General features: G+C 48.5%; 20 protein-coding genes. 10 read left to right on the forward strand and 10 right to left on the reverse strand.

Annotated features, from left to right (window positions below; all coding sequences use genetic code 11):
• Positions 1-16 precede the first annotated feature (16 nt).
• A complete protein-coding gene (locus tag J3491_RS02830; RefSeq protein ID WP_243456055.1) occupies positions 17-1,780 on the forward strand; it encodes a GAF domain-containing hybrid sensor histidine kinase/response regulator in 1,764 nt (587 codons plus the stop codon).
• Positions 1,781-1,864: 84 nt separating this feature from the next.
• Here the strand turns inward: J3491_RS02830 and efp are convergent, their stop codons facing one another.
• Positions 1,865-2,437, reverse strand: a complete 573-nt coding sequence (gene efp, locus J3491_RS02835) for an elongation factor P (RefSeq protein WP_075100517.1) — start codon at positions 2,435-2,437, stop codon at positions 1,865-1,867.
• 194 nt (positions 2,438-2,631) lie between these two features.
• On the opposite strand from efp, the gene epmB reads away from it, so the two are divergent.
• The 8 genes from epmB to J3491_RS02875 all read left to right on the forward strand — a co-directional run bounded on the left by epmB (position 2,632) and on the right by J3491_RS02875 (position 13,515).
• Positions 2,632-3,639, forward strand: coding sequence for an EF-P beta-lysylation protein EpmB (gene epmB / locus J3491_RS02840; protein ID WP_207969138.1), 1,008 nt, complete (start codon positions 2,632-2,634; stop codon positions 3,637-3,639).
• A 289-nt stretch (positions 3,640-3,928) separates the two neighbouring features.
• Positions 3,929-5,722 carry a hypothetical protein gene (locus tag J3491_RS02845; protein ID WP_207969139.1) on the forward strand — a complete coding sequence of 598 codons (1,794 nt, stop codon included), beginning with the start codon at positions 3,929-3,931 and terminating at the stop codon, positions 5,720-5,722.
• 293 nt (positions 5,723-6,015) lie between these two features.
• Complete coding sequence (locus J3491_RS02850; RefSeq protein WP_207969140.1) at positions 6,016-8,100, forward strand: EAL domain-containing protein; 2,085 nt, start codon at positions 6,016-6,018, stop codon at positions 8,098-8,100.
• A gap of 56 nt (positions 8,101-8,156) precedes the next feature.
• Positions 8,157-8,615 (forward strand): c-type cytochrome, encoded by a 459-nt coding sequence (locus J3491_RS02855; protein WP_075100521.1) that lies wholly within the window; start codon positions 8,157-8,159, stop codon positions 8,613-8,615.
• A 48-nt stretch (positions 8,616-8,663) separates the two neighbouring features.
• Complete coding sequence (locus J3491_RS02860; protein WP_207969141.1) at positions 8,664-9,692, forward strand: AAA family ATPase; 1,029 nt, start codon at positions 8,664-8,666, stop codon at positions 9,690-9,692.
• Positions 9,693-9,776: 84 nt separating this feature from the next.
• Positions 9,777-10,838, forward strand: a complete 1,062-nt coding sequence (locus J3491_RS02865) for a hypothetical protein (protein ID WP_207969142.1) — start codon at positions 9,777-9,779, stop codon at positions 10,836-10,838.
• On the forward strand, positions 10,835-13,156 hold the full coding sequence (locus J3491_RS02870; protein ID WP_207969143.1) for a transglutaminase TgpA family protein: 2,322 nt from the start codon (positions 10,835-10,837) through the stop codon (positions 13,154-13,156). The genes J3491_RS02865 and J3491_RS02870 overlap by 4 nt, the downstream gene beginning before the upstream one ends.
• Before the next feature lie 68 nt (positions 13,157-13,224).
• Positions 13,225-13,515: a DUF4031 domain-containing protein gene (locus tag J3491_RS02875; protein WP_207969144.1), complete on the forward strand. Its 291-nt coding sequence runs from the start codon at positions 13,225-13,227 to the stop codon at positions 13,513-13,515.
• Between the two features lie 125 nt (positions 13,516-13,640).
• Here J3491_RS02875 and J3491_RS02880 read toward each other — a convergent pair whose 3' ends face one another.
• On the reverse strand, positions 13,641-14,159 hold the full coding sequence (locus tag J3491_RS02880) for a DUF302 domain-containing protein (protein ID WP_207969145.1): 519 nt from the start codon (positions 14,157-14,159) through the stop codon (positions 13,641-13,643).
• 174 nt (positions 14,160-14,333) lie between these two features.
• Complete coding sequence (locus J3491_RS02885) at positions 14,334-15,248, reverse strand: LysR family transcriptional regulator (RefSeq protein WP_207969146.1); 915 nt, start codon at positions 15,246-15,248, stop codon at positions 14,334-14,336.
• A gap of 200 nt (positions 15,249-15,448) precedes the next feature.
• Here J3491_RS02885 and J3491_RS02890 point away from each other — a divergent pair, with 200 nt between their 5' ends.
• On the forward strand, positions 15,449-16,579 hold the full coding sequence (locus tag J3491_RS02890; RefSeq protein ID WP_207969147.1) for an S-(hydroxymethyl)glutathione dehydrogenase/class III alcohol dehydrogenase: 1,131 nt from the start codon (positions 15,449-15,451) through the stop codon (positions 16,577-16,579).
• Positions 16,580-16,787: 208 nt separating this feature from the next.
• Here J3491_RS02890 and J3491_RS11970 read toward each other — a convergent pair whose 3' ends face one another.
• The 7 genes from J3491_RS11970 to J3491_RS02925 form a co-directional block, all read right to left on the reverse strand.
• Positions 16,788-16,931, reverse strand: a complete 144-nt coding sequence (locus J3491_RS11970) for a hypothetical protein (RefSeq protein ID WP_243456057.1) — start codon at positions 16,929-16,931, stop codon at positions 16,788-16,790.
• Between the two features lie 31 nt (positions 16,932-16,962).
• Positions 16,963-17,616 (reverse strand): DsbA family oxidoreductase, encoded by a 654-nt coding sequence (locus J3491_RS02900; RefSeq protein ID WP_207969148.1) that lies wholly within the window; start codon positions 17,614-17,616, stop codon positions 16,963-16,965.
• 186 nt (positions 17,617-17,802) lie between these two features.
• Positions 17,803-18,015, reverse strand: coding sequence for a class I SAM-dependent methyltransferase (locus J3491_RS02905; protein WP_207969149.1), 213 nt, complete (start codon positions 18,013-18,015; stop codon positions 17,803-17,805).
• 326 nt (positions 18,016-18,341) lie between these two features.
• Positions 18,342-18,956: a hypothetical protein gene (locus tag J3491_RS02910; protein WP_105243993.1), complete on the reverse strand. Its 615-nt coding sequence runs from the start codon at positions 18,954-18,956 to the stop codon at positions 18,342-18,344.
• A 41-nt stretch (positions 18,957-18,997) separates the two neighbouring features.
• On the reverse strand, positions 18,998-19,621 hold the full coding sequence (locus tag J3491_RS02915; protein WP_075100532.1) for a hypothetical protein: 624 nt from the start codon (positions 19,619-19,621) through the stop codon (positions 18,998-19,000).
• A 163-nt stretch (positions 19,622-19,784) separates the two neighbouring features.
• Positions 19,785-20,534, reverse strand: a complete 750-nt coding sequence (locus J3491_RS02920; protein WP_207969150.1) for a PhnD/SsuA/transferrin family substrate-binding protein — start codon at positions 20,532-20,534, stop codon at positions 19,785-19,787.
• A 3-nt stretch (positions 20,535-20,537) separates the two neighbouring features.
• A complete protein-coding gene (locus J3491_RS02925) occupies positions 20,538-21,032 on the reverse strand; it encodes a PAS domain-containing protein (RefSeq protein ID WP_105243990.1) in 495 nt (164 codons plus the stop codon).
• Positions 21,033-21,077 lie beyond the last annotated feature (45 nt).

The following is a 21,077-nucleotide window of genomic DNA, read 5'->3' on the forward strand; positions in this document are numbered from 1 at the left end:
TTAAATGGAGTCCATCTTGTCTACAACCAACTTGCCAACGCTCAGCTATCCGGTCGCAGTCGATGAAGCTGCGCGTATCAACAAGCTAAGAAAGTATCAAGTGCTCAATGACAATGATGAGCCTGCATTTAAGCGTTTGGTAGAGCTTGCCAAGTCTTTTTTTGGCATGCCGATTGTCACCATCACCTTTATGGACGAGGAGACGCAATATCTCAAGTCTGCCCATGGCTTAGGTGAGGTATGCCGAACCTCACGTGAAGTGGCAATCTGTAATTATACGGTGCTCTCCAATGACGTTTTTGTGGTGGCGGACTTATCAAAGGACAGCCGCTTTAGCCAAAACCCTTTGATTACCGAGTCACCGCATTTACGGTTTTATGCAGGGGCGCCCATTATCTTACACGAGGATCATAAAAGCTTTCGCTTGGGCTCTTTGTGCCTGATGGATACCAAGCCGCACGACGACTTTGATGAGCCGCAAGCCAAGGTACTGGCGCAGTTTGCCATGATCGCAGCAGATGCGTTACAGCTACAGGACAAGCAGCGCGATGCCAAGCATGCCAATGAGATGAAGTCGGATTTTTTGGCCAATATGAGCCACGAGATACGGACACCGATGAATGGCATCATCGGTATGGTGGAGATGCTAAGCGAGACGGAGCTTAGTGACGAGCAACAAGAATACGTGGACAATATCAAGGTGTCCAATGAGCATTTGATGGCGATTATCAATGGGATTTTGGACCTATCAAAAGTTGAGTCTGGCAAAATGACCATTGACTCCATTCCGCTCAATCTCTCCACGTTATGCAACGAGGTGGTGAGCCTCTTTGCGATAAAGGCACGTCAGCGCGGGCTGATATTAGATTATCACTATACTGAATCGCTATCGCCTTATGTACAAGGCGATCCGATACGGCTCAAACAAATCATCGCCAATCTGGTCAATAATGCCATCAAGTTTACCCGTGAAGGGGGGCGGGTGAGTATCGCGGTCAAGCACGTGCCCAACTGCCACTGTGCCGACGACACCGACCACCCTGACCATACTGCCGATGATACGGCGGTGTCTGCTGACTATATGACCGTATGTATCGAGGTGACAGACACGGGCGTGGGCATCAAGCCTGAGTCGTTAGAGGCGATATTTGATGCCTATGATCAAGCGGATAAGTCGACGCACCGGCTTTATGGCGGTACAGGGCTTGGGCTATCTGTCTGTAAGTCGTTGGTAGACTTGATGGGCGGTGAAATCAATGTCGATAGCGAAGTGGGCGTTGGCACGACGTTTAGCGTCCTGCTACCGCTGCCAACCATCGATGCTGCCAAATATGAAACTTGGCAGAACGCCAATGAGCTCATCACAGATGAGCCAAGTCATGAGCGGGCAGGTCATATCTTGCTGGTCGAAGACGATGCGGTAAACGCCATTATTGCCAAAAAAACCTTGACCAACAGTGGGCATGTCGTCACCCACGTCACGGATGGACAGCAAGCGCTTGAGATATTTGCCGTATCGCCTGATAGCTATGATCTAATTTTGATGGATCATCATATGCCGATTTTGGACGGGGTACAGGCCACCATCAAGCTACACGAGCTCTATGATCCGCAGTCTTTGCCGCCGATCATCGCTTTGACGGCCAACGCGATGGATGGCGAGCGTGAAAAATATCTCAAGGTTGGGATGCAGGATTATTGCACCAAACCCTTTAAACAAGAGCAGCTCAATGCGCTGGTGCAGTATTGGCTGATTCAGCAGTCATCCAATCAAGAATAGCGGGGCAATAAAAAAGCTTAACCCTTATCATAAAGGTTAAGCTTTTTTTGTACTCAGTAATAATCAATAAATAGTAAGTGTCGACTAGTTGACACGGGTCTGGTAGTCGCCAGTACGGGTATCCACACGGACCACTTCGCCCTGCTGGACAAATAATGGTACACGTACAACCGCGCCAGTCTCTAGCGTGGCAGGTTTGCCGCCGCCGCCTGAGGTATCGCCGCGTACGCCAGGATCAGTCTCTGTGATTTGCAATTCGACAAAGTTTGGCGGCGTGACGGATAAGGGTACACCATTAAACAAAGTAATGACACAAAGCTCATTACTGTTGTCCTTTAGCCATTTTGGCGCATCACCAACGGCCGCTTTGTCGGCTTGTAGCTGCTCAAAGGTTTCTGGATGCATAAAGTGCCAAAACTCACCGTCGTTGTATAGATAGTTCATTTCAGTGTCTAGTACGTCAGCGGCTTCCAAGCTTTCGCCTGATTTAAACGTTTGCTCAAGTACTTTGCCACTACGAAGGTTACGCAGTTTGACGCGGTTAAAGGCTTGACCTTTACCCGGTTTGACAAATTCGTTTTCGAGAATGGCACAAGGATTGCCATCCAGCATGACTTTTAGACCTGCTTTAAATTCATTGGTAGAAAAACTTGCCACAAGAGACTCCTAAGGGTTTGTAGGTAGGGGGTATCACTATGCTATGTGTTGGTGATTGCAGGGCTTATTGCGCCAAAGCTTATACCATCACTTGTGTCTGTCGCACTTAGCAAAATAGGCTAGGCGGGATACTTTGATAGGGTAGACACTAAGGGCGTATAATAGCGGCTTTTGGGCACAGGTAATAGGCTGTCATGATAAACCATTTAATCACACAAAAAAACTGGCAAACGCAATTATCCGAAGCCATTACATCCGTGGATGAATTGCTTAGCATCCTAAAGCTCGAGACGCTACGCACAGAGGTCTATGTGCCGAAACACTTTGCGCTGCGTGTGCCACGTGCTTTTGTTGCAAAAATGAAAGTCGGTGACCGCGAGGACCCGCTGCTCAAACAAGTCTTGCCCGATCAGCAAGAGCAAATCAAGGTCACAGGCTACGTGGCGGACCCACTAGCGGAAAACGACCAAAACCCTATCAAAGGCCTGCTGCACAAATACCAATCAAGAGTGCTGCTGACCATCACGGGGGCTTGTGCGATTCATTGCCGCTACTGCTTTCGTCAGCACTTTGATTATAGTGCCAACATGCCCACCGCCGATGCCAAAGCACATATCATTGACTATATCACAGCGCACCCTGAAATCAATGAGGTTATCTTAAGTGGCGGTGATCCCCTAAATGTGACCAATAGGCGGCTGTTTGCATGGCTGGACACGCTTGAAGCTATCCCGCAGCTGACCACCATTCGTCTGCATACGCGCTTACCGCTTGTGATTCCTGCGCGTTTGGATGCGCCGCTATTAGATAGGCTGGCCCAAAGCCGCTGTCAAATTGTGATGGTCATCCACTGTAATCATGCCAATGAGATTGACACGCTGACGGCGGAGTATCTACAGCGTGCAAGAGCCGCTGGCATTACGTTACTCAACCAAGCGGTGTTGTTAAAAGGCATCAATGATAGTGTGGTGATACAGACGCAGCTCAGTCAGCACCTGTTTGCCGCCGGTGTGCTGCCGTATTATTTACACGTTTTGGATAAAGTGGCCGGTGCGGCCCATTTTGATAGTGATGAGCACAGCGCTGTAAGGCTATACTGGTCGCTGCTGGCGGCTTTGCCAGGGTATCTGGTACCCAAACTGGTCAGAGAATTACCGAATAAGCCCTTTAAAGTGCCAGTTAACATTTACCATGATGTTTGATATGCAAAATATGCTATATTAAAAATTAGTAAACAAAGAATGACTAATAAAGAGTGGGCGAGCTGCTGACTACCAAACAAGCAATATCAATAGTGACGCTTGGTAAAGGATTTATCCAGCGTGCGGGTAAGGATGGTATTAAGGTATAGTCATGCGAAGTAAAATCGATACGCTGATATTAACGTGCAACTGGCATCAGCTTTTCTTGCCTGTCTGACAAAACGGCTTTGCTGCCAAACTATTCGATATCACGAAAAGTTATTAGGATTAAAAGTTATTAGGAATCTGGATGATCACCCTATCGACGTTTCAAGAGTATTTGTCTGCTACAAAACTGCAGTCAACGACAGCAAGGCGTTCAGTTGATAGTGAAGCGCGCTATTTACAGACACTATTGACCGGTCTGCCGTCACAGACACATGAGGCGCAAGCTGAGCGGCTAGAAGAGATTTTGAAGGTCTTGCAGGCAGCGGATATGGAGGATGAGCAGCGCCTTAAGCTCACCGCTTGTGTCATCGAGGCCGCCGAGCAATTGATTGTGGCGCTGCGCCAACACTATATTTATGAGACTACTGCCTTTAGTGAGGCGCAGATGGCGTACGTGGCTCAAGTTCGGTCGCTATATTATTTGATTATCATGATCTATGATGGTGTCATACAGCGTGAGATGACAAGCTCCATCCATCCTGCTAACTCTGCTACAAAAAACGGTTGGCAGCGTTATTTTCACCATGAAAAGCGCGCGTCAGCCGTGCTCGCCCTTGCTATCTATCAGTCACTACTGATGTATCAAAAGCTCTTAGGCGAGGCGGCGCTCTGCTACCAAAAGCCGTCATCGTACTTATGGCCTAAGATCAATCAGCTGTATTATCTTGCTCATCAGCAGCGCCTCACGTTGATGAATCTGAGCGCTCATACGCTCACTCAGCGCGCAGACAGCATTCACCGTCTGTACTGTCAGCTATGTTTGCACAGCTTATTGAACGTACGTGCCATGCGTCGCCCTAATATCTTGTTGGTGCAGCGATTATTACCTGAGTGGGCCGAGCATCTGCTCGCCACCATAGAGCCTGAGAGTGAAACCCGAGTGTTTGTCAATTTAAAAGACAGTCAGCCGCCCACTTACTTGACGGCTCATTCATGCATCAATCCTTATGAGGATCGGTATGAGTGCTTATTTATAGAGCTGACACCGATGATTACCTATCTGCAGGCACGCAGGCAGGCATTGATAAGAGAGGGCCGGGAGGCGGTGGCGTGCGCGCTGCTCAATAAAGTAATCATGACGCTCACGTATCGCTATCTACAGCCTCAGCTGACGTTGCCCACCAAGTATAGCTCAAAGCAAGACGCTGTGGTGATTAGCGGGTTTAACGACATGCATTACCGAGTCAGTCAGGGCTGCAGCCTCACCAGATTGATTGTAGCAAACGAGCTGCCAGAGGCACACCGGCCTCATTATGATACCCATCAGTTGCCCATCAACACTCATACGCGGCTGAACGCTGAGACATTTGATGGCGATGATACCTTATCGTTGTTTCGTATCTTACGACTGCGCGCTGAGCCTGCGAGCATGCCACCAGATCGTCAACCACCGATGCGGACTGGGCAGCTCGATTTGAGTCCTCTACCTATAGATGCAGGTATCCAACATGACACCAGTCATAAAACCCGTGATGAGCGCGTGGCCGCGCCGGTGCCATTACAGATCATGAGGCTTTTTTTGTTATGTCGTGCTGAGACCGCGACTGCCCTTGATTGCTCGATAGGGCTGACTCGCTGGGTCAATGCCGATGGCGCTACGCCAGAGATTGAGTGGCAGGTACTCGGACACAATCCAGCGGCTTGCGGTCTACGTGTCGATGGTGATGACACGCGTGACCGGCACTTTGTGCCAGCTTTTATCATGGGGAAAGACGAGCAGCTTCAAACTGTGGCAAGCCTCATTGTCCCAACCGCCCATTTTCAGGTTGATGATCGGGTCATCATGCGTATCAATCAGCAGCAGACGCCGTTACGTTTGGGGCGACGCTTATTAATGACTGATGAGTTTAGCCAATATGAAGTGCTACGCTTATAGTTTGACTACCAGTACTATTGTTTAATTTGAGGCAAGCTTTATCAGGCCTGTAGTAGACACGATAAAGTTTGTGTTTTTGCATTTGAATCATGGATAAGTACCAAAACATACTGCGCGAACCCCCGCTAATGAAACTCGCCTGCAGGGGGTGCAGTTATTGTCTATAATGGCACAAATTGTTACTCTATTGATGCGACACCCAATCTGCTGACCAAGCACTGAGCAAGCAAGCTCAGGTATCAAACATCACTGATAAAATACGATCGTATGATCATAAGATTAAAAGGCCATTTATGCGCACTCAGTCTATCCTAAACCTGTTAGTCATCAATGATGATCAGCTCTATGCTGAGCAACTTGTGCAGTTATTGAGCGCTTATTATGACAGTGTGAATTTGGGGTTTTTGGACGATAAAGAAGAGCTGCTAAGGCTGTTGCGTCAGCCATGGGATGTATTGGTGTTTGGCAGTGCTTATGATATGAACTTCACCGAAGTGGTGGGCATCGTGCAAGAGCAAAGTATTGATTTGCCGATGATTTGTCTGTTTCATGATGAGGCGGCAGCCACCGCACAAAATGACGACGGCTTGCCAGCTATCGTCAGCGGTACAATGGTCAAGGCGCTCAAAGCCGAGCAAGAGATGGCAGTGGTGATGGCTATTTGCTTGCAACATGACAACTTGCGCAGCCGCCGTGAGCTAAAGACGCTACGCCATGTCATCTCTGAGGCGGAGCAACGCGCGAACGTCTTGATTAAAAACTCCAAAAGCGCGGTCGCCTATATCGATCAAGGCATCCATATATTTGCCAACGACCCCTATCTGCAGCTTTTTGGCTTTAAAACCATGAACGATGCCATCGGCGTGCCAGTCGTTGATTTGATTTCAGGCGGGGATAGTGTCAAAGGCTTTAAACAGTTTTTGCGGCAGTTTGACAAAGGCAATCGACAAGAGGTGGAGTTTGAGTTTGAAAGCAAACGTACAGATGGTAGCACCTTTGAGGCCAAACTACAGCTTGCCTCAGCCACCTTGGACGGTGAGCCTGTCACCCAAGTTATCATTCAGCAAAACACCAATAACAGCGCTGAGGTGGCCAAGCGCTTAGCGGAGGCTGAGCGTAAAGACAAGCTAACCGGTATCGACAATCGCCATGGTTTTGAAAAACAAATGGCACTGGTGTATGAGCAAGCACGACAAGGGCTACTGACAGCAGGGCTTTTGTATATTCAGCTCGATAATGTGGGTAAAATAAAAAGCAGTTTGGGCCTACAAGGGGTCGATGCGACAGTCAAGCAAGTCGCCTATATGTTAGATGAGCTGATAGAAGACGGGCATGTGAGCCGCTTTAGTGATACGGTGTTTACGGTGCTTGTCGAAGACAAAAGCGCCAGCGAGCTAAAAGATTTGGCACAGCACATTGTCACACGCATTAGTGAGATGTTTATCGAAGTCGATAAGCGTACCACCAGTACCACCGTCAGTATTGGTATCGTGAAGATAGAGAAAAATGCTGCAGCGCCCAATGTACTGCTCGAGCGTGCTATCGATGCCATCAATCAAATCATGATAGAGACCTCCAATCATGGCGGGACCTACCATTTGTATGACCCAAGTGAGCATGCCAATAGTGATGATCATGCACTGGCTGAATCTTTGGTCGATGCCATTACCAACAATCGTTTTGATCTGTCATTTCAGCCTATATATGACATCAACGAAGACCGTAGCGACTTTTTTGAGGTGTATCTGCGCTTACCGTTGGCAGATGCTGACAATACCGTACTCACCCCTGATCAGTTCATGGCTGTCGCCAAGACGCATAATTTATTAGAAAAAATCGATCGCTGGGTACTAATCAATGCCTGCAAAAAAATAAACGAAGTCCGTAAGACCCATCCTGAGGCCAGACTGTTGGTGCAGCTCACTGGGGCGTCGCTGGTCGACAAAAAACTGCCAAATGTGGCCAGTCAGTTGATCAAGGCGGTCGGCGGTGCTGCTGGAGTATTGACACTGCAGTTTAATGAAAAAGATATCTTAGACTATCTGACCGTCGCCAAAACCCAGTTTTCGGCGTTGACACAAGTCAGCTGTCAATTAGGTATCAATAACTTTGGCTCATCTGCTAAGTCTATCGAACTTGCCAGCTTTGTGCAGCCAGATATGGTGCGTTTGGCGCGAAGCTATATCCAAGACATCAATTCTGCGGATAATCTAAATACGGTTAAGTCTTTGATTGTGCGTACCTCTGAGGTCCATGCTGACGTGCTCATGCCATATATCGAGGATGCCGCGACGATGTCGGTGGCGTGGAGTGTGGGCGCCCGCTATTTGCAAGGGTACTATCTAGAAGCGCCCAGCGCGACCATAAAAGTCTCATAACGTCATGCCTCATCCTGTTTTTATCTGTCATACCTTTTAACTGAAGACTGTCAAACATGTTTATTATTCGTCAGTATCGTTTGTGCGGCCTTGTTGCCGCTGTTTTATTGCTCAGTGCGTGCGGAGAGCAAGTGCCCGCTGATCACCGTGACCCTGTGACATTGCCGCTATACACTGAGGGCGATGCCGACAACGGTGCGATCATTTATCAAGATGCCTGCGGTCAGTGCCACCAGCTCAATGCAGGGCTGAACAAAAAAGGCCCGCAGCTGATGAATATCTACGGCGCGCCTGCCGCCGCCCTCGAGGATTATACTTATAGTGAAGGATTAAAGGCGTCAGGCTGGGTATGGGATGCACAGACACTAGACCCTTATATCGCCGATGCGCAAAAGAGTATGCCAGACTCAAAAATGCTCTCAGACCCGATGCCGGATGCAAAAGAGCGAGCAGATGTGATTGCTTATCTGTCAACCCTAAGGGCCGCGCCGCCTGCGACCGATGATGCCAATTGATCGCAGACTTATTATGTTTATTCATCCAAAATGAGCCAATAACTGACTATGAGCCATGCCGCGATCGACCCCGATTCTAGCACCACCTCTCAACCAGCGCCGCAGCTGGCAGATACGGCGGCCTTGAGTGCCGCTGACTATCAGCACAATCAGCAAAAAATAGCTCAGCTGCTTGGGCAACTAAACCACATCGTTTTAGATAAGCCGCAGGCGATTAAGCTGGCGCTCAGTGGTATATTGGCGGGTGGTCATTTATTGCTACAAGACTTGCCTGGTATGGGCAAGACCACATTGGCACAAGGGCTAGCCCAGCTGCTTGGTCTGAGCTTTAATCGTGTGCAGTTTACCAATGACATGCTGCCCGCTGATATTTTGGGCATGAGTATCTTTGAGCAAAAAAACCAGCGCTTTGAATTCCGGCCAGGGCCGATCTTTACGCAGTTGTTACTTGCGGATGAGATCAACCGCTCTAGTCCCAAAACCCAAAGCGCGCTGCTAGAGGCCATGGAGGAGCGGCAAGTGACGCAAGATGGGAAAACCTATATGCTGCCGCAGCCGTTTTTTGTCATTGCCACCCAAAACCCATTGCAGCAAGCAGGCGTCTATCCATTGCCTGAGTCGCAGCTCGACAGGTTTTTATTGTGTATCTCGCTTGGCTATCCATCGCCTGCCGCTGAGCGTGAGCTTTTGCAAGGTCAAGACCGCCGCGAGCTGCTCAAAGGCTTGCCTGCTGTACTTGATACCGAGGCGGTACTATTGGCAAAGCAAGGCGTCAAGCAAGTATATGTCGCCGATGTGGTCTTGGACTATCTGCAGCGGCTGGTCGCAAAGACACGCGCCAGCTCCGAGTACCATGGTTTGTCGCCGCGAGGGGTACTCTCGCTACAGCGTGCAGCACAGGCTTATGCTTATGTATCAGGGCATATGGAGGTGACACCAGAGGACATCCAAGCCGTGTTTGCTGCCGTCACCGATCATCGTCTCGGTCAGCGTTTTGTACCCGCGCATGTGACTGTTGGACAAGCGATGCAGACCATCGCCCAACGTATTTTGGCAGAAGTGGCTGTTATTGTTTGACCATTTTTTTACTCATAAGAGATTCACTTCTAAAGCTGCTCGTTTATTAGCGATAAGACTATTAATGTTGAGGATGGGGTCGTTATGAGCCTGTTGCCAAATGCCTTTACTGTACCAGCGGACTCTGCACTACGCCGCTGGTTTGCCGCGCGTGCGCCCAAAAGCGATAGCGCCACCCTCACGCTGCGTAATGTCTATATTTTTTTTAGCCATGAAGGCCTGCTGTTTGCCGTTTTATTAATCATCACTTTTATCGCTGGCATCAATTATGGCAACAACTTGGTGCTGGGTTTGTGCTTTTATTTGGTTAGCGTCTGGCTGATCAGCTTTCATGTGACCTTTGCCCATATCTCAGGTCTCAAGGTGCAATTGATAGATGTCACTATGGCAGAGGCGGGCGCGCCTGTCTGGGTGACTTTAAAGCTTTGTAGCGAAAGTCGTCAGCCCAGACGCCAGCTGTTATTTGGCTTTGAGCAAGCTGACGGCCAAGCGAATAGTAAGGCTAATGGCAAGATAGATAAAAAAGCCAATAAGAAAATCAAGAATAGCGCTAGTACCCCAGAGTCGATACTAGTGACACGACTACAAGGCGAACAAACGATTCGTCTGCCTGTACAAACGCACAGCCGCGGCCAGCTGGTGCTCCCCAGACTCACCATCAAAACCGTCTACCCACTCGGCATTATGCGCGCATGGTCTTATGTGTATTTTGCCCGTTGCGCTTGGGTGTATCCCAAACCTGAGGCTTTTGATTGGCAAGCACAGTATGCGCTAGCCAATGAAGAAGAACTGCCAACAGGCGGGCAATATCAGCAAGGTCAGGACGATTTTGAGCGGCTCGACAACTATATCGAAGGTGAGTCGCTGGCCCGTGTGTCTTGGGGGCATGTGGCACGAGGTCAAGGCATGTTTACCAAGCATTTCGCTGATCCTATCGGTCATGAGCAAACGTTGGATTATGCCGATATGCCAGCCGCGCATCATGAACAAAAACTGGCACAGCTGGCTTATGGCGTACAGACCTTGGGTGGGCTGGGCGTACCCTTTACGATGCAACTACCGCAAGATAAATCTGCCGGTGCGGCGATGGGGGCAGGTGACAGCTTTGTACAAGCGTGCTTGCTAAGGTTGGCAAAAGCGCCATGAATAACTCTACGCAGCCTTTATCAAAAAAAACGATAGCGTCATCGAGTCGCTTGGATAAAGCAGACGCTATAAACGCTGCCAGCTTTGAGCAGTTGGCCTTGGGTGATCATCGCAGCGCACAGATAATGCATGGCGAAAAGCCGAGCGGATATGCCAAGTTTTTTGCTTTGCCTGCCTACTATTGGGTGTTGATCGCCCAAGTGGTCATTATCTTACCGCATGCAGCCCATCTGCCATTATGGCTAATGGGGTTTGCGGTGGTCAGTATCGTAGCGCAGCTGCCCGGCGTCAAAGCGCGATTTAAAAAATTAGCGCATCTAAAACGCGTCTATCAGGGCATGCAGATGCTCGGATTTTTATTAGGGCTGACAGGGTTATGGCTGACTTATCACACCGCTTTCGGCCTCGATATGGGCGTAGCGTTTTTAGTGCTATGTCTCATCAGTAAGCTGTGGGAGTTGTATAAACGCCGTGATGCTTATGTGGTATTAAATTTATCGCTATTTGTCCTCGCCGCGCTGCTTTTGATGGATCAGGGCTTTGTCACGACGTTAGAAGTAATCGTCGGGGCAGTGACGGTGCTGCTGGCCTTTATTGCGCTAAATGACGACGGTAATACGCGCGGTGATGGGCGTCTGCGTACGTTGGGCGTGCTCGGCATCGGCGCATTGCCATTATTAATCGTGCTATTTTTGTTTTTCCCGCGCTTGCCACCGCTATGGTCAGTGCAGCTCTCAGGTCAGCAGGCGACCACGGGTGTCTCTGATAGCATGTCGCCTGGCGATTTTGCCAATTTGGGACAATCGACTGAGCTGGCGTTTCGGGTAGAGTTTGCAGATAACCGCCCACCACAGCAGCAGCTCTATTGGCGTGGTTTGGTGTTTAGTGAGTTTGACGGGGTCACGTGGCGTCCTAGCCCTCAGCAACAAGAGTGGCAGCCTGCACCGCAAACACCTGCTTGGATTGAGAATGCCTTTGCAACTATCCCTGATGAAGCGAAAGTTGCGCCGACCAATTATGAGATTATCCTAGAGCCAACGCAGCAAAGCTGGCTGTTTGGACTTGATTATCCTTTTGCTCAGCGCCAAGATGTCAGTATCACCTCAGACTTTACCTTATTGAAAGACCAGCCGGTGACTCAGCAGCTGCGCTACGAGGTATTGCAGTTTGCACCGATGCGTATCGATCCGATTCTCTCTGATGAATCGCACCGTCTCAATCTTACACTGCCAGCTGACGGCAACCTGCAAGCGCGAACATTGGCGCAGCAGTTATTCGCTCAGTCAGGTTCAGACCCTGTGCGCTATATGCAGGCGCTGGAGCGCTGGATTAACCAAACGGACTTTCGTTATACACTGTCTCCGCCACGACTGAATAATAACCGTATTGATGAGTTTTTATTTGAGACCAAAGCGGGGTTTTGTGAGCATTATGCTTCCAGCTTCACCTTTATGATGCGCGCCGCTGGCATTCCAGCACGCGTCGTGGCGGGCTATCAAGGCGGTGAGCCCAGCCGCGGTGGTAATGTTTGGGAAGTACGGCAAAAGGATGCGCACGCTTGGACGGAGGTTTGGCTTGACGGTCAAGGCTGGCTACGTGTCGATCCGACGGCCTTTGTCGCGCCTGAGCGTGTCGAGCAAGGCATGGAGGCACTGACGCAGTCGCAAGGCGCGGCGATGTTTGGCGACGGCGCTGCCGCCCAAGTCAGCTATCAGCAGTATCAGCTGCTACAAACCTTACGCCGCCTGTCAGATCAAGCCAGCTATTATTGGCAAAAAGATGTCGTTGGTTACGATCAGGACAGGCAAGCCGACTCGCTACTCAAATGGTTTAACATCCGTTCAATTATGCAGCAAGTTATATGGCTGACGGTCAGTGCTATCATGGTGATGGCTATAGTCATCTTAATCATTTGGCAACGTCGCCGTAAGCGTTGGCATCCAGCAGACCTACCACTTGCACAGTTATCAAAACGTATTGGTAAAAGTGATAAAGAGTTGGCTCGTCAAGAGAGTGAAGGGCAGCTGGCTTGGCTTGAGCGCTTGGCAATAGCGGTTGATGACCGAGAAAATGATTCAAATACTGATATCGACGCTGAGACCAACGCCGATACCAATGCTAAAAGTAGTAATAAGAGCAGTAAAGTGAGTAAGCTAACAGATAGTGGCCATTCAGAGAGCGTACAAGCAAAAATCTTGCGAATGAGGCAGGACTATCGTCAACTGCGTTATGGACGCCTAAGCAGCCTTGAAACCAATGATAGCGAGTACCAAACTATCCTAAAGCAGCTTAAGAAAGATGCACGTGAACTGTTCTAATGGCTGTTTTGTGAAAGCGTTGTTTAGCACATCATAAAATAGCTATTGATAATAAAGGAGGCGACTCTATGGCGATATACGTCGATTTTATGCAGATAGAATTTAAAGGCTATAAATGGTGCCACATGCTGGCAGATACCCTGCAAGAGCTGCATGATTTTGCAGCGCTGATTGAAGTGGATAAGCGTTTATTCCATCGTCATGCCAGTTATCCACACTATGATGTCACGGTGCAAATGCGAAAAACAGCGATTGAATATGGTGCCATACCTGCCAATCGAAAAAAGATTATTGAATGTGCAAAGAAGCTAAAAATAGAATTACATGAGCAAATCGCACGTGCTGAGGGCTGCGAATAAGCGCATTCTTTCAAAGCAGAAAAAAGGTGGGTCATGCGTTTGTAGCCCACCTTTTTATTTGCTTAGACGTTTACCAGTAGCGCGTTTGACGCTACCAATTGTATTTTGGGTATTGTATTGTGGGGTTACTGTGCAATAGCGGCTTTACTGATGCCATCAAGGGCTTTTGCAATATTCCCTAATTGGGTATCACAACCTTTTATATTATGGCGGTCTTTGAGATAGGCAGGATTATTGTACGACAACCAGACCTTTTTATCGGCATCTGCACTGATAAGAATTTTTTGTGGCAAGTCGATAGCGACGCTTTGCTCGCAATTCATCAATGGTGTACCCGCTTTCGGATTACCAAACATAATCACTTGCGTCGGTCTCAATGTTAAATCGACACCTTGCGCATTTTTTTGATGATCGACACGCGCAAATACTTTCATACCTTTGCTTTCGATAATGGCGACCAACTTATCGGCAGTGTCTTGTACTGAATGCGGGCTTGGCATGGTTACCAAACCCTTTTCAGCATTGATAGCAGCCATCGTTTTTGGCGTTGGCTGCACCTTATCCGGCGCATTGACAATATTTTCAACGCTGGCGCAAGAGGAAACAGCCAAAGCTAGGGCAGCGATAGAGATAATCTTAAGCATAAAAAGTCCTTTTTTATTGTGGTTGTTTATTCAGCGAGTGATGGCTGACAACATCGAATATTCATTGTGAATCATAATACTTACTGTGCCTCATAGCATTGTGCGTAATAAACCATGCATAGTAAAGGCGCGCGTGACAACTGGATCTTATCAGCGATGATGTAAGAGCGCCAACTATGCCAGGCGCGCTGCCAGATAATCCACCAGCAAGCGAATCTTTGGCGATAAATGACGATTGTGTGGATAAATCGCCCAAATGCTTTCTTCAGGCTCTCTATAGTTATCCAGTACGCTGATCAATGCCCCTGAGGCCAGATATTGCTGCACATAATAATCAGGCAGCTGCACGATACCTAGACCCTTTAATGCTGCATCCACTAAGCTATGACCGCTGTTATATTGCACGCTGCCTGAGACGCGTAGGTTTTTTTCTGTGTCTGTTGGTTTGTGCGCTTGCTGTTCCACTGTCTTGTTAGCCTGTTTATTATTTTCGATAAAGTGCCAATAATCACGTGTACCAAGTAGGCAGTTATGTTTGCGCAGATCAGACAGTGTGTGCGGCGTACCATATCTTTTGAGGTAAGCAGGTGCAGCGCAGACAAAGTTGGTACGGCGACTGAGTTTTTTTGCCATCATGGTTGAGTCGCTTAATTTGCCAATACGCACCGCTAGATCATAGCCGCCCTCTATTAGATCTATTTTTTGATTGCTCAAAAAGGCCGTCACTTCGATATCGCGGTATTGCACCATAAAGTCATTGATCAGGGGCAATAGTTGCTGCTCGCCATAGGTGACAGGGGCGGTGAGTTTGATTCTGCCTTGCGGCTTAGATTGTAAGTTACTCACCGCTTGCTCGGCGGCATCCAAGCCATCGAGCACGCCGCGGCAATGCTGATAAAACACCTGCCCTTCTTCTGTGAGCGACACCTTCCGTGTCGTACGATAGAGCAATTTAATATTCAGGCGTTTTTCTAACGCACTGATCTGACGACTGACCTGCGCGGTGGAGATACCCAGCTCCTTTGCCGCTCGGGTAAAGCTCTCGTATTCAGCCACATAGACAAACTCACTAATGCCATCCCAGCGCATGATTATTACCACTGTGAAAAAGATATTTGCAAATATAACACATTGTTATCACAGCAGAAACAACTATAATGGACAATATAAAACCAACGCCTATAGACGACTCAAACTAGCGCTTGCCTCTACAGTGTAAGCGCTATAAGCTAAATTGGTCTGAGCGTGATTAACGCCATCACTTATTTATGATTACAAGAGAGAATACTATGTCAGATAATTTTATTAAGTCCAAAGCCGCTATCGCGTGGGGGCCAAATGAGCCGCTATCTATCGAAGAAGTCGATGTAATGCTGCCCAAAAAAGGTGAAGTGCTGGTAAAGATTGTCGCCAGCGGCGTTTGCCATACCGATGCGTTCACCTTATCTGGTGAAGACCCAGAAGGCGTGTTTCCTGCGATTTTGGGTCACGAAGGTGGCGGTATCGTCGAGGAAGTCGGTGAAGGCGTGACCAGCGTGCAAGTCGGCGACCATGTCATTCCGTTGTACACCGCAGAGTGCGGCGTCTGTAAAATGTGTCGTTCAGGTAAAACCAACCTATGCTCGGCAGTACGCGAAACCCAAGGTAAAGGCCTGATGCCAGATGGTACCACGCGTTTTTACAAAGATGGTAAGCCGATTTACCATTATATGGGCTGCTCGACTTTTTCTGAATACACGGTGTTGCCAGAGATTTCATTGGCCAAAGTCAATAAAGAAGCGCCATTAGAAGAAGTCTGCTTGCTGGGCTGCGGCGTGACCACGGGCATGGGCGCTGTGATGAATACTGCCAAAGTCGAGGAGGGCGCAACGGTTGCTATCTTTGGGCTGGGCGGTATCGGACTGTCCGCTATCATCGGCGCGCAAATGGCCAACGCCAGCCGTATCATCGCTATCGATATCAACGAGAGCAAGTTTGAATTGGCCAAAAAGCTTGGCGCGACAGATTGCATCAATCCAAAAAATTATGACAAGCCCATTCAGGATGTCATCGTCGAATTGACCGACGGCGGCGTGGATTATTCGTTTGAATGTATCGGTAATGTCGATGTCATGCGCTCAGCACTAGAGTGCTGCCACAAAGGCTGGGGCGAGTCGGTCATCATCGGGGTCGCAGGCGCAGGCCAAGAAATATCAACCCGTCCATTCCAGCTAGTGACAGGCCGTGTTTGGAAAGGTTCAGCATTTGGCGGGGTCAAAGGCCGCAGTGAGTTGCCCGGCTACGTCGAGCGCTACCTAGCAGGTGAAATTCCGCTACAAGACTTCATCACTCACACCATGCCATTAGAAGACATCAACGAGGCCTTTGATTTGATGCATAAAGGTGAGAGCATTCGTTCGGTGGTGCACTTTTCTGAGTAAACATTAAGTTAAGCAGCAAACGATAAGCTGAAAATACCGCGCCTATTATGGGGCGGTATTTTTTTATGCTCAAGACAAACCATAGCGATTAGCCTTGCGCGCGATGAATGATTTGCTCTGCAAGCGTAGTCAAGTCTGTGGCCATAAAGTCCGGTGTTGGCACATTGGGGGCGGATAACAAGGCATTATAAGGACGTTTGAGAAACGCTTATAGCACCAGCTGGGCAAACCACTCTCTGAGCATGTTTTCGTCACCGAATAGGCGTACAAATAACGGCGCTAAAGTGGTTATGTCGAGTAGCGTCTCGTTGACATCAAAGACGATAACCGCGGGTGTTGGGTGAGCGTGCATAAGATATCCTTTCATCGACAACGCTTAGGGTTTAGTCGGGCATATGGGCCAATTGCCCTAAGATATTGAGGTAATTGTCTACCCCTTGCGCGCCGCTTACCAAATGACGCTCATTAAAAATCATCGCTGGCACACTTTGAATTCCTTGCTGCTGCCAGTGCTGCTCTTCTGCACGTATCTCTCGAGCAAAACGCTGGTCTGCTAAGACTGCCCGTGCCTCGCTTCGATCTAAGCCGACCTCTGCTGCGATATCGGCCAGTACCGCGTTATCCGATATATCGCGGTTGTCCGTGAAGTGCGCTGCAAAAAGCGCTTGCTTTAACTCATGTCTGTGGCCTTGTTTTTCGGCCCAGTGCAAGAGCTGGTGCGCATTAAAGGTATTGTGCATCCGTGTGTCGTCGTTGAAGTGAAACTGAAAGCCGACCTCATTTCCCGCCTCTGTTATTCTGGCGCGGCTGGCATCCGATTCTGCCTTACTTGAGCCATACTTTTCCATGATGTGCTCACGCATATTTTGTCCTTCTTTTGGCATTTTGGGGTTTAATTCAAAAGGGTGCCAATGTATCTCATAGTCTGTATTGCTTTGCTTAAGCGCTGCGGCCAATTGGCGGTAGCCAACGACGCACCAAGGGCACACCACGTCTGAGACGATGTCGATACGTAAGGGAGTATTGTTATTTTTCATATCTATCTGCCTGATATTATTTATATAATTGATATTGTTTAAAGTTATTTGAGGTTTATGCTCAATTGCTATCTATCAATTCATGCTAGAAGAATGATATTGCGATTGCAATCATATTATTAAATAAACTTTGGTTTGTTTTTTTGACCAAGCAATGTCACAGCGGATTTACAAACCCCTAATGGCTCACTGGATCAAGCGCCAGCAGTGGCAAGATGCGGCCATCACGTCAGGCGTTTTGTTATTGTTTAAAGTGGTATGACGGTCAAGGAAATACTCAACCGTCGGATGATAGTCAGTTGCAGTAATATCAGCACGTCTGTGGTTGAGTAGCAGGCTAGACAACGCCATGCCGCAGCCGACTTCTAAGATACGCTTACCAGCCACAAAAACAGACAAGTAAAGGTTGGCATACGTCAAAAGTCAGTATGACGCAATGCGGTGCCAGCTACTGTTACGTATGAGGGTAGTATCGTTGCGAAGTGTGCCGCCGTCAGCTATCTCATTGCTTATATAAAAGCACGGCGGTATGGTATAAAGATAAAGGAGGGCGCTGTGGATAAAAATAGCGCGCACCGCACCAAGTTGTCTGCTATAAACGCAAACATAGAAGTGGGGTGCATGCCTCTTAATGAGAATATGATACGTCAGTCATGTCTATTTTTATGTTGATGTTTATAAAAGTCATGACCGTCACGAGTTATGAGCAAGTACGCCATAGACGCTTAATTTAAAAATCGGAGTCCAGAGGTTTTGAGTGCCCAAACCAGCTCTACAAAAGCGCGGCTGTTAGTGAGCGGCTCGCCATCGATGATCAGCACATATCCTGAGCCATCAATCCACAAAAACACAAAACTGGTCTCAGGAATCAACAAGTCAACCTGCTGAAAAAACGAAATTGCTTGGCTTTCTACTGCCCAGCCGCGTTGTTTTTGGCGCAGCATAAAGCCTGAAAAGTCAGCCGCCGCCACACTCAGCATATCCGCTTCTTCTTGGTTATAGCCGATGCGCGCCAGACAAAAGCCCTCATCAGAGCCGATAGCTGCACGGCGCTTACCAGATAGGCTTGCGACGACATAAGGCAAAAACTGATCCAATGGTAAGTTGGGCGCGGGCAAAAATAGGGACAACTTTTCGATCCAGCCGGCCTCTATAAAGCGCTGTAACCACGTCTCAGAGTAGCGCTCTAGCCAATCAGCGGCGAGTAGGGTTTGCTCATAAGAGAGTAGGTCTTGTAACGATAGCTGCTCCTCTGTAGGTTCGCTTTGGGAAAATGCCTCAAAAATACCGGCTGGGGTTAGGGTAAGATAGGTTTTATCAGCATTTAAGTAAGAGGACATAGCGGCTACCATTGTGATGAAGTTATAAAACAGGCGATAAGTTAAGTTTTGATGGTTTTGGTTTGGTCAAGACGTTGTTGGCAGTTGTTCCAGCGCTCGTCAAAGTGCCAGTCGCTTTTGCCTAAGCGAAACCAAACCAAAGAAAAAGCCAGACGGTCATTGCGAGCGATACAGTGGGCAAAAAACTCGTTTTCGATTTGTTCAATCGTGCCCCAGTCCTCCTCGGCACGTGCTTGCATTAGTTCGGCGGTGATGTCTTTGGAGATTTCTTTGGCATCGTCGCTACTGATGCGCAGTCGCTGTTTTTGCTCATTGAGCGACGGCGATATCAATACACTCCAACGCGTCGCCAGCATACTGTTGCGCTGGATGTAGCGTTTTTTGTCGATGCAGTCGCGAAAGCCTTGTGCAACATGAGGGTACAGACGGTCTTTAATACGGGTAAATAGGTTATTGACATCGTAAGGAATATCGTACCAGCAGCCATAAAAAAAATCTGCCACCGCGCCCTGTAGCGGCTCTTTTTCGCTCAGCAGTAGGGCAGCATTGATACGCTGCTCATGAAAGTGACGATTGGCAGGTGCCAAAAATACTTTGCGTGAGTAAAAGCGAAACGCACGGCGCGCCTCGGTCTCGGCTTCTTTGATCAGATCTACATCAGACATAACAGGATCCTTTAGGTCACATCTTCGTTGCGGTTATTCTTGCCTTGATAGCGGCTGCGCCTATGTGTTGCGTTGTATGGACATGACCCAATAATCACGGCGATGACGACTGTCATCGACCATGAAAAAATAAAATCAGCCAAAGCAAGATAGCAAGTAACGACTAATCAAGCAAGGTTTCCATCAAATCAATCATAAACTCGGCGTCTTCTTCATCCATGGCCTCAAATCCTTGCGGCATACCCAGCTCGGCCAATGCTTCTTGACCGTCTGGGTCGTTGTGCAGGTTGAGTATGGCATTCATAAAGATATCGGTATCTGGAAAATCGTCTTTGATCAGCAGCACATGACTGATATCAGCCAAATCACTTTCGATCAGTACCGATAGCTGAGCTTTGGTCAGACGAGAAAAACCGTGAAATACTTCTGCCAAAAAGAACGCTGCCTGCGCATCGCCTTTGATGACTTTACGCGCCGCAGCTTGATATGTTTCGGTGACATCCCAGCTCAGATCAGACTCTTCTATATCGACAGCCTCAAGCAGGCGCAAACCAATCAGCTTGACATCGCGGTTGTTTGCCATCGCGATGGTGGCACCAGCTTTGATATCTTCTAAGACATTGATGTCGCTGTTGGCACCAGCGGCGATGACCATTTCGTCAGACTTGCCGATAGGACGTGCGACCGCTTTGTAGCCTTGTTCACGGATCAAGGCTGCCGCATCAAAAGGATTGGCATAGATGACCTGAATGTCCCCAGCCGTGATGATTTGTTGTTGCTCTGTGTGTGAGGCTGGCGTATTTAGGTGCATGTTTAAGTTGGCACGCTTTTGAATCAAGGTGTTAAACATATGCCAACCTGCAAAACGCTCAGGCGAAAAATCAGGGGCGATTAACATATTGTGTGTCGTCATGATTTACCCTTCCTCATTTTGTTTCATATCAGCGTACTGCGCCTGCATGGCTTCGATTTTGCTACGTGATGGCTTGCGGCGTACTGAGGTATAGCCCACGGTTTCACCGCGGCGTACGTTTGGCACCACAGTGGCATAAACCCAGTAGTGACTACCGTCTTTGCATAAATTTTTGACATAGCCATGCCACTTCTTTCCAGCTTTTGCTGTGTCCCACAAGTCTTGATAAGCCGCTTTTGGCATATCAGGATGGCGCAGGATAGACTGCGGCTGGCCAAGCAGCTCGTCTTTGGTGTAACCACTAATCTCGACAAAAGCATCGTTGACGTGAGTTAGAATACCGTCTAAGTCGGTACGCGAGACGATAAGCTTACCATCAGGATAAGGGCGCTCAACACCCGTATCATAAATGGTGCGAGAGGTGCCGTCATAGTAAGTCAGTGTCATCTGCTCAGCTGGCATATCCGGCTTTGGTGCATCAGGGATTGGAGAACCCATAGTAATCTCCTTTATTTATTGTTGTATTTATCTATCGTTGTATTC

This window comes from Psychrobacter halodurans (genome assembly GCF_017498075.1).
GTDB lineage: Bacteria > Pseudomonadota > Gammaproteobacteria > Pseudomonadales > Moraxellaceae > Psychrobacter > Psychrobacter celer.